Below are 14572 nucleotides of genomic sequence, written 5' to 3' on the forward strand. Positions count from 1 at the left end.
TCACTAACACTAAAGAGCCAATTTTTTCGACCAATGACATTGGGGCGGATGGCGTTTTCGGCTGGATTATTATCAATCTCAATGCGGCCATCGTTCAAGAATGCTCTAAGCCCATTTGCTCGATTCAACGTATATTCAGCTGCCTTTGCGAGGGCATTTTTTCCGTAGAATGGTGATGTTTCAATCCAGTTAAGAAATTTGTCAACGATTGGCTTCGAGTATTTTTGGCGTTTTTTTCTGCGCTTGCTCGGAGACAAATGTTTAAATTTCCTTTCTAGTCGATATAATTCATCACAATACTTCACACCAACTTGGCCATTCTTACTGTCGGCTTTCAACCAATAACGACGAACATGTGCCCAACAATTTGCGAAGGTAATTCCGCCAATCTTATCATAGGCAGAGTAACCATCACAAATAATTGTACCGGAATACCCCTCCGTGAAACTTTCAAGGACGGACCGAGCCCGTGATAAAGAGCTTTGAAATAGAATAATCAAGGGACCTTGGCTTGGCACACTTCGATATACCCAGTTATAGGCATTGGATTGACCAGATTTCCCATCAGAACGATGAATAATTTGGGAATACGTTTCGTCGACATGTAGAACAGACTTAAACATCATCAACTCTTTCATTCGTTTATAAATAGGTAGTAGCCAATCATGTGCTGCATGTATGACCCAATTAGAAAGATTTTTATCATTCGTATCTAGACCATAACGTGACCATTCCTTGACCTGGCGGTAAAGGGGTAAGTATTGCGCAAATTTATCATAGATGACTTTCGCAAGCACGCTAGGGCTTGCGATGCTACGTTGAATCGGTGGCTGTGGTGCTTTTCCACGCTTAATTTGTGCGGATTGTGATGCTTCACTTTTGCAGTTCCTACATTCGTAGGCATGTTCAATATGCTGTACTTTCATCATTTTTGCGGGAATAAATGTAGCTTCTTCACGGACAACCGTTCCGCCGATTTCAACCATTTGATGTTGACAACAGTCACAGATGGTATTGTCTGGATGATGATGGATCACTTCTATTTCTACATCATCTCGCAATGAATCATTTCTCTTTTTCTTCTGGATGTTTCGAACAACAGTATAAGAAATCGTCTGTTGGCTTTGTTCTTCTGTGTGCTCAGAATCAGTAAAAGACGGGTCATCCTCAAATAAGGACACTTGCCCGTCGGGCGTATTGTATTTGGATTTTTCTGTTTTAGAGCCATATAAGAGTTTTGTTAAATGTTGAAGTTGTTGCGTCAACGATTCAATCTGTTTCAATGATTGATCCAACTTTTTCGATAACTTTTTATTTTGTTGATTCGAATGAGCTAATTGTTCTTCAAGCAGTCGAATTAATTTCTCATCTTTACTTTTGTTATTAGAAGAAGCGTTCGACACAACATTCACTACTTTCCGTTCAGTTTCGTTCCTCCTATTATAATCAATTTGAATAGTGAAATAAAGATAAAAGTACCAACTTGAACGCTTGAACGATTTTAGAACGCGCCTTTTAGTGATGGTTGAATGGCTTTTGGTTGCTGAATGGATAACCCTTCAAGTAACCATCGGAGCTCCTGTTGTGAAAGATTACGTACTTCATTTTCATCTTTTGGCCATTGAAGTTTTCCACTATCTAAACGCTTATAAAGCATGGCGAAGCCATCGCCATCAAAATACAGACATTTGTAGCGATCTTTACTCCATCCTGAAAATAAGAAAATGGAATCGCCATATGGATCAAGTTCGAAAGAATCTTGAATCAGTGTGGCAAGCCCGTCTATGCCTTTTCGCATATCGGTCTTTCCGCAAATGATGTAGATATTTTTCACACTTGTATAATCGTATTTCACAGATGTTTCAACTCCCTCATAACGGTTTGGATAACGTGCTCACCTACGCCGCCATAGAAGGATATTTCCGCGTTTGCCGTTTTGATCGTGCAAATGCTTATTGAAGGATCTTTTGAAGAAGTGGATGATAAAGAATGTTTAGTATCTGGGTGTAGTGTGACGGGGACAATCGTTAATTTTTGTTGTGGCATAAGACATGCACCTCCTTTGATTCATACATGTATCGTACCAGAAGGTGCTGCGTGTTTATATGCGTTGTTTGAATGGGGGCTTACAGAAGAATACAAGAAGGAAGAGAATTAAACTCTTCCTTCTTGTATTCTTCTTTTTTTCAGTACTAGTATAAGTATGTCCAAGATTTATAGACTACTGGCAATAGACATGAAATTAAATCACCGGAATCGGTGATTTAATTTTTACTCCATATAGAGTTAAAAGCATCATACAACTCTATGGTTCTAGAGTTAATTTCCGAAGAAGTCCATTTATCGTTCTCACCAATTTTTTTATTTTGAGGTATGTCACTCTTGGAATACTCTTGCTTTTTATCATTAAAATCTTTATTTTTAGCTGTTGAGTTTAAAGAACCTAATAGAACAGTTATGTTACCTATTGCATAGGTATGTTTTTCTCTGATTTCATCATCAAAATCTTTTAGCCACTGGCTTTCTAGCTTTGGATTCTTAGGTAAAATATGTTCAAGAGTAATTTGCATTGTATCAGGGTTTATTTGTAACTCAGAGTTTGCATTATTGTATATTTCTCTTAAAATGTGACGAAATATAACTTCATCATTACGTGTATTAATTAGTTTTGAGTTAAAACGTTCTAAAAGTATATGGTCACTTAGCATCATAGAATGTATCTTTTGCAATATATCCTCAAGGGAAGTTATTATTTTATCATAAATAGTTTTGGCTAAATCTGGATAGAATTTCTCTAATGTATTCGCAGGTTCTTGACCAATAAATATATTTCGGTACTGCAACTTAGTAATTGCACTAAGAACTTGATTAATTTCTTTTAAAGTATAACCACGTATATCCATGGATGCAATTACGGGTTTGTATTGCATTGCTTTAGTTATCTTTAATGAATTAATATGTTTTGAAAATTCAATTTGATCAGACTCGATCCCATCAGTTCTTTGACGTGGGGAATCCATACATAAAAACGATTTAGAGGCAATTTCAAGTTCAGATAATACAGATTTAGCATTGAGTATGTTTTCAATATTCTTTTTTAAGCTGATTTTATTAAATAAATTCTTTTCTTGTGTTTTTCCATTAAATGCATTCACATAGGTAGATAAAAATTTATTTTTATTAAGTCCGTCTGTGTTAGATTCAATTGTTTCCCACGTTGATTTTATCGTGTCTTCACCTAATACTCTTACTAGAGAATTTTTAAGTACATAAAAATCAGCAAGCTGTAACCCAGTACTATTTAATGTATCAAACATTTTAATTGCAATTTCTTCACTTGAAGTTTCAAGTAAGATGAGCATTACATTGTCTACCATATTCTTAACTATAGTTCTTAATTTCTCAAAAGTGGGTGTTATTCCTAATTTTTCATTTAGTAACCCTTCAAATATCTCATAATTAGTCTTCATTGATTTTTCATAGTCTGTCAAAGAAATATCATCTGGAATTTTTAAACCTTTAGAGATATAATCTCTGAATATGTTATTAGCACTTTCTTTTTCAAATATAATCTTGTAATTTACTGAATCATTGGACCAATCTTCAGTATAAACGAAGTCACTAGTAATACTGTTTGCAATAGAGTCACAACCTATTTCTCTAAGTTTTTTTATAAGAGTACAAATGATCAAAATAACACTAACGCTTCTTTGCTGTCCATCATAGATATATTTATTGTTACCTTCTTCGTAAACAGTTATAAAATTTAAAACATGTTTTTCATCTGGATTGGAGTGAACTGAATAAAGGTCATTAAACAAGCGAATTGCTTGATCTTTTCCCCATTCATATGGCCTTTGGCTATATGGAATACATAGTGTTCCGTTTGAAAGACTTAAATAGTGTTTTAGTGTAATACTTTTTGCCTCTAGTAATTTCATCAACATTTCCTCCAAATATATAAAGCTGTATATTTATTATTATTGTATCTCAAAAGTACTAGATTATATAATTAAATAAATTTTTTTATTACGTAATTCAACGGCTTAATATTAAAGTTGTTAAAGATTAATAATGTTGGAAAGTGAAAAAGACACATTGGAGTAAGGGTTAATTGTATATCTGTCTATATAGACAAGAGTAAACAACATTAATAAAGCCACTTATTAAACGTTATTGGTGAATTTGTATGTAAAATACCAACATATATTAAACTCTGTTTTATGATTTGAATATCGCTTTAGTTGTTGCATTGCCATATAGATAGGTTTTTATATTTAGTATGTTTTAAATTTTAAAAAATATCCTATTAGTTTATTTTAAACTCATTTCACTCTTCTGCTAGGAAAGTTACATCTTCAAAGAGTTGGTCTTGATGGAGTAAAAGTCGTGAGACTAATAGCATAGCTTCATTGGATCTTATACAAAAGTCTACGATTTTCCAACAATAAAGACAAATTAAGCCAAATAAGATAAAATATACATACGTAAAAACTCATAAACAGTTGTAGGAGGAATTTACTTGTTAGAAACGATTTCAAATGACTATCAAGGCTTATATAATTCTTATTATCAAAGAATTAAAGAAGAGGTAGAGGAAATAAAAAATAAATTTGAATATAGTAAGAAAAGTCAGGCTTTTGCTCATTGGTACCTTTTTAATATAGAGGGGATTAATGAAAATATTGTTGAAGAATCAATTACTGATGGTCATAATGATTGGGGAATAGATGCAATTATAATAAATAACGAAGAAGATAGGGTTAACTTGTATCAATTTAAATTCCCAGATAAAGAGGGGAATATTTCAAAGAAGATTACACAAGAAGACATTGCAAGTTTCTTAAGAGGGTATAAATTTTGTTCAAGTGGTAAGCCACCCCTTAATGCTAATGAAGATTTAATAAAAAAAATTGCAGAGGTTGACGAAAGTAACATTTTTTCATTTAAATTAACTTTTGTTTCATATACTGAAGGTTTAAGTGAAACAGCAGAAATAACTTTAAATGAAGAGTTAGAAAAGATAATTGGGACAGGCAATACATTAGAATGGATTCTACTAGATAAAAAGGATGTTACAAATATAATTTATGAAAAAGGAAAGTTAAGGGAGGATTTTACCGTTACTCTCACTCAACATGGTACAAGTACTGGAGTTTTAATGGACGAGGATTCCAATACTTATACTATACATGCCTCACTTAGAGAATTAGCTGAACTGTGTGAAAAGTACCAAAATATTATTTTTGATGAAAATGTAAGACTTTTTCATGGTGTTGATAACAAATTTAACCAAGGTATAATCAGTACTGCTACAGGATCAGATGTTAGCCATTTTCATCTTTACAATAATGGTATTGTTATTGTTTCACCTAAGGTAGTAAATGCAGAGTTTAAAAAGATCATAAAGATAGATAATGCTATGGTTGTAAATGGATGTCAAACGATGAATAGTTTGTTAGAAGCAAAAAAACAGGGTTTGTTAAAGGATGGATTAGTACAAGTTACAATAATAGAGATCACAGATCCAGTGATTAAACAGAATATATCTATCTTTCTAAATTCTCAGACAGAGATAAAAGATAGTTACTTAATTTCTAATTTACCAATAGTTAGGACACTTGAGGATGATTTAAGTAGATTAGGTTATTTCTTTGAAAGACAAGCTAATAAACTAGACTTACTGAAGAAAAGATTAAGTAGAAAAGAAAAAACACAATTACTTGGAGTTAATAATAGTAAAGCCATCGAATTAGATTTAGCTATTCAACTTCAAGCTAGCTTTTATGAAAATTTAGCACCAGTAGCTAAGTTGAATAAAGCAAAATTATTTGAGAAAAAGAACTTAGAAACTATACTTAAAAATATTAATGCTGAACGAGTTGCGTTTGTCTTTGAAATTTATAATAAATTCATGGAAAGAATAAGTGAATATAGAAGCTATAAAAGAAACAAGAAGAACAAAACTATTCTTAAATATCTTGGTATTAAAGCAAAGGAAATTAATGATTACTCTTTTTTAAATACAGGAGATTTCTTTCTAATATCAACATTTTCAGCAATTAGTCAAAAGAGGTTTGGGAAGCTTCCTATAATGGGGGAAAAAGGAAAAGTTGATTTCGATAATTGGTCTAATCAAGTTACAGCAGTATTTGATGAAATCTTTAAAGAAAGTGTCCAAATTATGTATGAGTCTCTGCTTGAGGACAAAAGTGGTAAGCAAATAGCTACATTAACTAAAAGTCAAGCATTTCATAAGATTTTGATACAAAAAGTAAATGAAAGATATAAAGTTTCCAACTAACAATATGAACAACAAGCCTCTAGTTTTATACTGGGGCTTGTTTAGTGGTTTAAAAGGAATAATAAATCGAAGAGGTTCTTAAAATTTGGGTAATCTCTATATTAGTAAGACATGTATCAGAACCAAGTAAAATAGCTACCGAACCAATAATATAAGCAGAAGCCATTGAAGTTCCTTGAACATAAATTTAAGAATTATCAACAAATGTACTAATTACTTTTTCTCCTGACGCCATTATATCTAATTTATTACCAACGTTATAAAAGCAAGGTTTTTAAATGACCGTTAACTGAACCAATTGCAAAAACACTTAGAAATTTAGCCGAATTGAATATTAAATTGCTATAAAACCTGATTCAGGTGTAAAAATGAGCTTAACCCGCAATTAATCTTTAAAGCTTGGACATACTGATACTAGTAATCTAAAAAAGCGCATGATCATTATAGAAAAGCAAAGTGTACATTATCAAACTGCTATTATTTTATTAATTGTGAGATGTCACTTACGGTAAAATCTTAGCTTCCGTGATCTAGTCGAAATGATGGAAGAAGGCGGACTATCTATTGCTCATACAATTATCGTGCGTTGGTTTCATCAGTATGGTTCCGAATTAAACGAGCGAGTACAGTGGTTTCTTAAGCCATCTAATGATTCTTGGAGAGTTAATGATATATATATAAAAGTCAAAGGTTAATGGATATACCTTTATCGTGCAGTTGATTAAGAAAGGAATACAATTCATTTTTATTTAAGCAAAGCAAGAGATCATAAAGCTGCAAAGTGCTTTTTTGGAACTAATTGCAACTTTTTATGTTTCCAACCCCAGTGTGATCACAGTATACAAGAATTCAACCTATCCTATAGCGATTAAAGAGTTAAAGAAAAAGAAAAAGAAAAAGAAAAAGATACCTTTAAGTACCCAAACGAGGTAGGTGAAATATCTTAATCACATTGTAAAGCAAGATCATCGTTTTATTAAAAGGATAGTTCGTTCGGTGTCAGGCTTGAAATCTTTTTGCACAGGTAAATCTATTCTTTTCAGAATAGAATTGATGCATATCATTAGAAAAGGACAACTTAATTTATCAAACAGATAGGTCCAAAATTGAGTGACGTTCATTCATTAACTATTTGGAATGTATGCATAAGAACATATTCCATTAGGAATTTAGATAACTCTTTCAAATAAATGCAATCTTTGTACCAGAACTTAAGGTTTTTAATCCTATAAATATGTTTAAGTAGGAATTATTTCTTTAAAGCTAATAAAAAAGGCTGTTGTTGACTTTAAACAACAACCTTTTGTGTTTTTTATGCTTTATTAATGATACAAACTCATCCCCCAAGTTCTAATATCATAAAAGCCAGAATCAATCCTTTCTTTTTCCCGAGTTAAATGACTAATTAAAGGTCTTGGATAGCGACTAGTCATATAATCAATTTGCACGTTATCATTTGGGCTGTTGAGAAGCACACAAAACATTGATCCATTTACATAGTCCATTCCTACACAATGTAGAAGCGAAAGTTGCTTTGTTCGAAAAACGAACATTAGCTGATACTGTTTTTCCATCATTATATTCTCCTATATCGAATTTTTATTAGGTATTCGTCAAATATATAAACGCGGCTACTCTAATTTATCGAAGAGTAATCAATATACCTGGTTCCATTTATAACTGCCTCAAATAAAAGTGAAATTTGCGGATTTTAGACGGAGCAGCATATATGCATCATATGTTCGAAAAAACAGACCACTTGCTTCTCAAAATGCTCACACATTTGCTCACATAATTATATTTTTGAGTTGATTTCATTTAACTGAGTTAATTTGTGAACTTGCCTAAAACCTTGATAAATCAAGCTTTCTTGATCTTGTTTAACTGAATTAAACTTGCTTGTTTTTAATGATTAAGATTGACAGGGAAGGGGTCGGGGGTTCAAATCCCTCACAGGTCATATTTAAATAATGAGGCTGGGACATAAGTAATTCAGCCAATGATAAACCTGAACGATTGAGAGTTTCTCACTTTTAATCGTTCAGGTTTTTTGGTTGATTGTGAAAACAATGTTGGAAACAGGGTGGAATGGAGCGTAGGACACTCGACTCCTGCGGGAAAGAGAGGGAAAACGGAGATCCCGCAGCGCAGCGAGGAAGCTCAGGTTCCTCCCCGCGGAAAGCGAGTGGCCGTAGCGCAATGGAACGAACGTGTTCAGACAAACCAAAAAGATTGGAACAGCTATTGTTCGTCTCTTGGAAGCAATCATTTTGTTATGTCCCAAACTCATTTTGTTTTGATTATCCCAACGAAATAAATACCAATTAGCAATGAAATATTTTACTACATTTTTAATGTTTTTACTGATATATGCAAAGTTAGCAATAAACTAATTAATAAATAATAAGGTTTACTTCAGTAAAATAAGGTATAGTATATTTGGTGAAGTAATTTTTAAAGGACAAGAAATGTAGGTGAACAAAGTGAGCAAATATCTATTGGATACCAAAGGCCAGATGGCTATGACAAAGTATCATGAAAAACAAAAAAATACTAAAGTTGATAAAAAGCAGCAACTTGAAAAACTTCGTGCGGAGTATTTGAAAAAGAAGCAAAATAGATGAATAAAATGAATGAAAACATAGGAAGATCAAGATCTTCCTATGTTTTTTTATTTGAAGTTCTTTTTAAAATTGATGGTAGGGGTTGTTATTCTCATAAATCTCAAATTCAGTAACAAGCAGGCCGTTCTTTTTAACACGGGACGAATCATTGGTCACCTAAGCATAACTGATTCCTTCCAACTCGGAATGTATACTTCTCCATTATACTGGACTTCACATATTGTTCTTAAACTGATTCTTCTTAACCTATACTCAATATTGTTTCTTATGAAAAACTGCTTATCATCATAATTTATAGAAGTAACGTTGATGTTTTGGTTGTTTAATAGGAATCTTAGCGTTACATCTTGTCCATCTTCATTTGCTTTTATAGTTCCTTTAAAAGGGTCTATTGTGATATTGAATTGTTCCGACAGCTCTTTGGCAAATAAAGCTACTTGAGATCCATTGAGTTCCCATGTTGTGATCAGTAAATCTAACAGCAATTTTTTTTGGTTTTCGAAATCCACAAAAATCACTCCTTTTCACTTTTAATAGTTACATAGGTATAGGAGACACTTATGATAGATATTAACTTTATCATTTCTTCTTCTGATTTCTCATTATTTTTGCTAGCGATTAGCCAGTTTGTACACATATCTTTGTATTTTAATACGTATTGTATCATGAAATTTCATATAATTTGAGGAATATTTAGTTTTTTGATCAACAAATTAGTATTACCATTAATTAACTTAAAAATAATTGATTTACAAAATAAAAAGAAATTCTTTTAGATAATCCATTCTTTTATACCACTATTGATATGGGATATCCCTTGTAAAAGGTAAATAAATAGTATGATTTTCATATGGCGGTATTAGATGATGTGTTTTTTAAAAAGGCAGTGCAACAAAAAAAACTTATTTTATAATTTATTTTGATATACTTATTTTTGCATAAAATAAGTATATATATTGCATTCTTCCATAGTAAAACATACCTGCACACTATAGGGCTAGTAAAGGGTTATTGGAAATTTTAAACAGATTCCACAAGAGGAACTTTCTACTTCAATCCATAATGAAAAACTATTTATATGAAATTATATGTATAAGAGATTACTAGTTGGGGAATAGTAGAAATAGAAACTTTTATATCGGAGGGAAATTCAATGAGCGAAAACAAAAACATTTTTTCTACGTTTGTTAGTGAAGATCAATTTGACCTACGTTCATATATTACGTACTTATTTATTAATGAGTGCGAGCAAGGTGAATCAACAAGCTAAATTAAATACAAAACTTAAGGTCAAACTGATTACGGATAAAAAGACTTCTCTCAAAAGCTGCCAACACTATGGGAATCGTAAAATCCAAAACAAACTGGTTTTTATAAGTAATAACTCTCGAATTAGCTATTAAACGAAAATTACATACGTATAGTTTCACTTTTAATGGCATTGTCTTTATTCTCTAAAAAGAAAGAGAGAATGATAAATAAGAGAGACACACAAGAAGGTTTGCTAAGGATGTAGGGCAAACATGGGTTGCACTTCTTCATCTACATCCATTGTCAATTCTACTTCAATAAAAAGCTCTCGACGCTTGTATATAAAGTATAAATAGATATAAATAAAAACAGCCAGCCAAAACCTTTTTTACAAGCTTATCGTCGTCAAAAAGAAGACCACTTAAAGAAAATGAAGGAAAAAGAGAAGCAATTCAGCTTCTCTACGGATATAGAGAAAACCTATATTCAAAAAGCTGCATCTCTAGTAGGTCAAAAGGTTATTACCTTTGAAGATATTACAGCACGCCACGAAGAGTTACGCAAAATGAGTGACCGTCATGATCCTATTGAACGACACCTTCATGCACAACAACAGCAATTCCTAAACGTAAGCAATTATTATGATCGTGTGAGCGATTTAGAGCGTGAAATCGGGCAGAACGAAGAAAAAGTAGAAGAACTTAAGAAGTCCCTTAATCCGTTTAAACTCAAAGAGAATAACATGATGAAACGACGTCATCTTGATAAAATTTCTGATTTAGAAAGTAACAAAGAAAGCTATGAAAGCAGCATTCAACAACATAAAGAAACGCTTCGTTTTTCAACCAAAGAAGAGTTCTATCAGCGTTATCAAGAATTCTCTCAAAAGAAGGAAAATCGACTCAATCAAATTACGTATGAGAAAAAACAAATTCAAGTCGAAACAAGAGTACTATTACAAGCTGAAGAAGCGATTAAACAAGCCAAAATCTGTGAGATAACCTCTCATTATCCAGATCTCAAAACAGCTGGAAAGTATCTCACCTATAGCAATGCATTAAAGCTGGAACAGTATCACGATATTGCTCAACAGAATCAGTTTAGACTATCTAACATCAAACAAAGTCTAGATGCTAACCAAAAGAAGCTAGACGAGTTCAAAAAACATCAGAAAATGGTTCGTATAGAGAAAGAACATGTGTCAACTATGAGTAAAGAAGTAGAAAAGCTCAGCAATGTGGAGAAAAAGCTTGATGAATTAGACAGGAGCCCAAGAGAAAAAGCCAAACGGCTTGTCTCAAAAAAAGCTCGTCAAGATTATGAAGAATTGCAAAGTGAAGCTAAATATGGACGTGAAAATCTAAAAAAACTCGGCTACAAAGGACAACAAGATTTACAACAACAACAAAGTCGTATGAACACAATGGAGAAAACAGTCGTCCCATGGCTAGAAAAAGAAATAAAAACACATGAAAGCAACATAAATGCACTAAATACGATTTTTAATGCTATACAACAAGCTACTCGTAGCCAAGAGCAAGCTCAACAAAGACATCAATTGAGAAGAATGAGAAGCACAAATATAAATAGATCGAAAAACCAAGGGCCAGATTTTAGCCGTTAAATAGTAAAAAAATTGCCTTAAGGCAATTAGAAACAACTTAAAGTTGTTATTGCTTCTAGAAGACACACTTTATATGTTAAATTTCGGTGATTTTAGACTCCGTAGATGAATTTCTTTAAGTCTTAAGAATTACAATAAGATTCCTGATTTTTGAACATTCCTAGTAATTTATTTTTAAATTGCTAGGAATGCAATTCACCCTCTTTAATTTCTGGTAGGATAATACATATAAAGTATATTTTAGGGGTTGGGGGATTTTATAGAGATGCCATTTATGAAGAAAATTAGACTTTCCGTATTTACGATTTTAACTGCTGGTGTATTACTTACATCTACTGCTTTTGGAACACATTTAAATGTAAACGCAGCAGAAAATACGGAACTATCTAAAGCAGAACAAGAAGAACTTAATACCGTATTAGAGCATTTAGAATTTAATAAGGACGATACTCAAATTACAATTGTTAATGAAGATGAATTAAAAGATGACCTCAATGATTCTACTGTTTACAATCAATTAGAAAGTTCAGTTGAACAGCTTAATAATATTTTAAAATATGTAAAATTTGATGAAGATGAGAACCAAGTAGTCATTGAGAATAAGGACAAGGTAAAAGATGACCTTGATTCTACTGCATATAATCAGTTAACAGCTACAGTTGAACAGTTTAATGAGATTATAGATAGTCCAGAGGGTAAAGAGTTACAAGAACAGATTTTTAAAGAATTAGGCGAAACTAAATCATCTTCAAATACAGTTTCTATTCAAGGAATTAGTGGTTGTGGAGCAACTTCAATCGCTGGCTTTGCTCATACTGCTGCTTTTAGTGGATTAATGACTGTGGCAGGAGTAAGTGGACCTGCAGGTTGGGCTATTGGAACTGGAGTTGGAGCTGTATGGCTAGGCGCTAGTGCTGCTGCTGGCTGTTTATCATAATAGGGTGGTGATCACATGAATCCTGATAACACTTTTAAAGAGTTTTTAGGCGGTAAAATAGATCTTTTTGCAAGAGGGTCTTTTCAGATGTTTACTTTTTTGATTCTATTCTCTCCACTTTTCACACATATGTTTAAGGAAAATGTTTTACTTTATGTAATGTTTTCTTTACTGATTACAATCAATAATTTAGGAGTAGAATTCTTCTCCATCAAAAAAAGAGGCCCTGAACCTAAAAAATATATGCTGCTTTTTCTGAGTATTAGTTTACCTATTGATATTTTGTTACTATGCTTATTCTATGTTTTAGGTTAACTGATTAAAGAAGCCATTTATTAACTAATAGGTGGCTTTTTTGTTACCACAATGTCTATTACAGTAACAGAAAAACCAACCTTTAGAGCTCACAGGTTGGTTTTTCTGGTTTTTAGATTTTATATCTTATACATTTGTAGTTAACATAAAACGTATTTATCGGAAATCTAAATATAAAAATAAAGTCTCTCTAAGAAGCAGAGGCTTATTAGAGAGACTTTAAAACTGTATACATTAAATTGAACTAGTCTTTAGAACCATTGCATAAATACAGGTGTCTCTCAAGTCTAGCCCATCAGCTGATACACCATCATTTTCTAAAATACCTTCTAACCTAAATCCTAGTCTTTCAGGTATAGCACGACTTTTAATATTACTTGAGTCGCATCTGATTTCTAACCTTTTAGCTCCTAATTCTTTTAAAGCAAAATTCATAATTCCTTCAACAGCTTCAGTCATGTATCCTTTATTACTAAAACGAGAGTTAATCCAGTAACCAATTTCAAACTTGGGAACATTCCAATTCATCCGATGTAAACCAGAAGATCCAACGAATTCACCCGTCTCTTTGAGAAAAATTAAAAGCCTTAAATCTTCTCTTTGTAAAAATTCTGTATGAGATTTTCGAACATTTATTTCTGCTTCTTCTATGGTTTGCTTGTTTTTGGAAAAAGGCATCCATGGTTTTAATTCTTCAATAGATTCATTTATTGCTTGAGATACAACTTTTCCATCACCAGGAAGAGGAAGTCTTATAAAAAGCCTTTCAGTATAAAATTCTTTAGGGAAATCTAATAACAGTGGATTCATTTAAGCACTCCCTAACTTTTCTTTATTTGTTAAAATCAGTATATATTATTAATGAAAAAATGCAAAGAAAGCATGTATATGATATACAAGGTTAGTTAACATAATCACTCTTTCCGGAACACACAAAAAAAAGAACCCTTATGGGAGTAGGGTTCTCGATGAGGCCTTGTTTCTGATTTATGCAGCTTTTTATACATCCTTGACGCGTAAGGGTTTTATACAAGGGCGTAACCCAAACAAATGTATAAAAAGTGCACCTTTTATACATATGCTTTACCCTCTAAATAATTGATTTTTTAGTTAGATATGATATATTAAATGTCAGACTATTTTTTACAAATTGCATTTTTATCATGTCGTTTAACTCTTTAAATAAAAAACTGTCTCTTCTTTACTGGAGACAGTTTTTTATTTTGCCATCTTTTCACTGGACAAATTATAAAATCATATTATATTGTGAGGGTGTTGCAAAACTAAAATAAATATGCAATGTTATGAATCAGAAAAACTAGCTGAACATGCAACAGATAGCGATTTTGTCCATACCAACGAGGCTGCTCCAACCCTTGATCTTTTAGTTTACTAAACTGTTGTTCAATTTTTCCACGCTCTTTCATCAATTGTCTGCCAAACGTTGTTTGTAAAAAAGTTGATAGTACACGACGATGAGAAATTTTCGTCTGTTTCCCTTTTCGTGGATTGAGTGG

12 protein-coding genes and 2 pseudogenes are annotated in these 14572 nt (G+C 32.3%); 6 read left to right on the plus strand and 8 right to left on the minus strand.

Annotated features, from left to right (window positions below; all coding sequences use genetic code 11):
* The 4 genes from tnpC to A2U94_RS19375 form a co-directional block, all read right to left on the minus strand.
* A partial coding sequence (tnpC, locus tag A2U94_RS19360) for an IS66 family transposase (protein ID WP_062954774.1) occupies positions 1 to 1403 on the minus strand: 1403 nt, incomplete at its 3' end.
* 98 nt (positions 1404 to 1501) lie between these two features.
* Positions 1502 to 1855 carry an IS66 family insertion sequence element accessory protein TnpB gene (gene tnpB / locus A2U94_RS19365; protein WP_139367959.1) on the minus strand — a complete coding sequence of 118 codons (354 nt, stop codon included), beginning with the start codon at positions 1853 to 1855 and terminating at the stop codon, positions 1502 to 1504.
* The gene (locus A2U94_RS19370; RefSeq protein ID WP_025908917.1) at positions 1852 to 2046 is read right to left on the minus strand and encodes a hypothetical protein; all 195 of its coding nucleotides are present in this window, start codon (positions 2044 to 2046) and stop codon (positions 1852 to 1854) included. Before A2U94_RS19370 ends, tnpB begins: the two co-directional genes overlap by 4 nt.
* 218 nt (positions 2047 to 2264) lie before the next feature.
* Entirely contained in the window at positions 2265 to 3941 is a 1677-nt protein-coding gene (locus tag A2U94_RS19375) for a DUF262 domain-containing protein (RefSeq protein WP_025908867.1), read from the minus strand.
* A gap of 581 nt (positions 3942 to 4522) precedes the next feature.
* Between A2U94_RS19375 and A2U94_RS19380 the strand changes: the two genes are divergently transcribed.
* A complete protein-coding gene (locus A2U94_RS19380; RefSeq protein WP_025908866.1) occupies positions 4523 to 6304 on the plus strand; it encodes an AIPR family protein in 1782 nt (593 codons plus the stop codon).
* Between the two features lie 443 nt (positions 6305 to 6747).
* Positions 6748 to 7402: pseudogene (locus tag A2U94_RS20960) on the plus strand (IS6 family transposase).
* Between the two features lie 224 nt (positions 7403 to 7626).
* On the opposite strand, the gene A2U94_RS19385 reads toward A2U94_RS20960, so the two are convergent.
* On the minus strand, positions 7627 to 7881 hold the full coding sequence (locus A2U94_RS19385) for a hypothetical protein (RefSeq protein ID WP_152545170.1): 255 nt from the start codon (positions 7879 to 7881) through the stop codon (positions 7627 to 7629).
* A 906-nt stretch (positions 7882 to 8787) separates the two neighbouring features.
* Between A2U94_RS19385 and A2U94_RS21680 the strand changes: the two genes are divergently transcribed.
* The gene (locus tag A2U94_RS21680; protein ID WP_025908863.1) at positions 8788 to 8928 is read left to right on the plus strand and encodes a hypothetical protein; all 141 of its coding nucleotides are present in this window, start codon (positions 8788 to 8790) and stop codon (positions 8926 to 8928) included.
* A 152-nt stretch (positions 8929 to 9080) separates the two neighbouring features.
* Here the strand turns inward: A2U94_RS21680 and A2U94_RS19395 are convergent, their stop codons facing one another.
* The gene (locus A2U94_RS19395) at positions 9081 to 9437 is read right to left on the minus strand and encodes a hypothetical protein (protein ID WP_025908862.1); all 357 of its coding nucleotides are present in this window, start codon (positions 9435 to 9437) and stop codon (positions 9081 to 9083) included.
* Between the two features lie 1172 nt (positions 9438 to 10609).
* Between A2U94_RS19395 and A2U94_RS19400 the strand changes: the two genes are divergently transcribed.
* The 3 genes from A2U94_RS19400 to A2U94_RS19410 all read left to right on the plus strand — a co-directional run bounded on the left by A2U94_RS19400 (position 10610) and on the right by A2U94_RS19410 (position 13055).
* On the plus strand, positions 10610 to 11803 hold the full coding sequence (locus A2U94_RS19400) for a hypothetical protein (protein WP_025908861.1): 1194 nt from the start codon (positions 10610 to 10612) through the stop codon (positions 11801 to 11803).
* Between the two features lie 274 nt (positions 11804 to 12077).
* Positions 12078 to 12740, plus strand: a complete 663-nt coding sequence (locus A2U94_RS19405; RefSeq protein WP_152545169.1) for a hypothetical protein — start codon at positions 12078 to 12080, stop codon at positions 12738 to 12740.
* A 15-nt stretch (positions 12741 to 12755) separates the two neighbouring features.
* Entirely contained in the window at positions 12756 to 13055 is a 300-nt protein-coding gene (locus tag A2U94_RS19410) for a hypothetical protein (RefSeq protein WP_025908859.1), read from the plus strand.
* Positions 13056 to 13289: 234 nt separating this feature from the next.
* On the opposite strand, the gene A2U94_RS19415 is transcribed toward A2U94_RS19410, so the two are convergent.
* Both A2U94_RS19415 and A2U94_RS19420 read right to left on the minus strand, forming a co-directional pair.
* Positions 13290 to 13865, minus strand: coding sequence for a GNAT family N-acetyltransferase (locus A2U94_RS19415; protein WP_025908858.1), 576 nt, complete (start codon positions 13863 to 13865; stop codon positions 13290 to 13292).
* Between the two features lie 473 nt (positions 13866 to 14338).
* A pseudogene (locus A2U94_RS19420) lies at positions 14339 to 14572 on the minus strand (ISNCY family transposase); the annotation flags it as partial.

Origin of the sequence: Bacillus sp. VT 712 (genome assembly GCF_001614195.1) — a bacterium.
GTDB classification, from domain to species: domain Bacteria; phylum Bacillota; class Bacilli; order Bacillales; family Bacillaceae_H; genus Priestia; species Priestia flexa.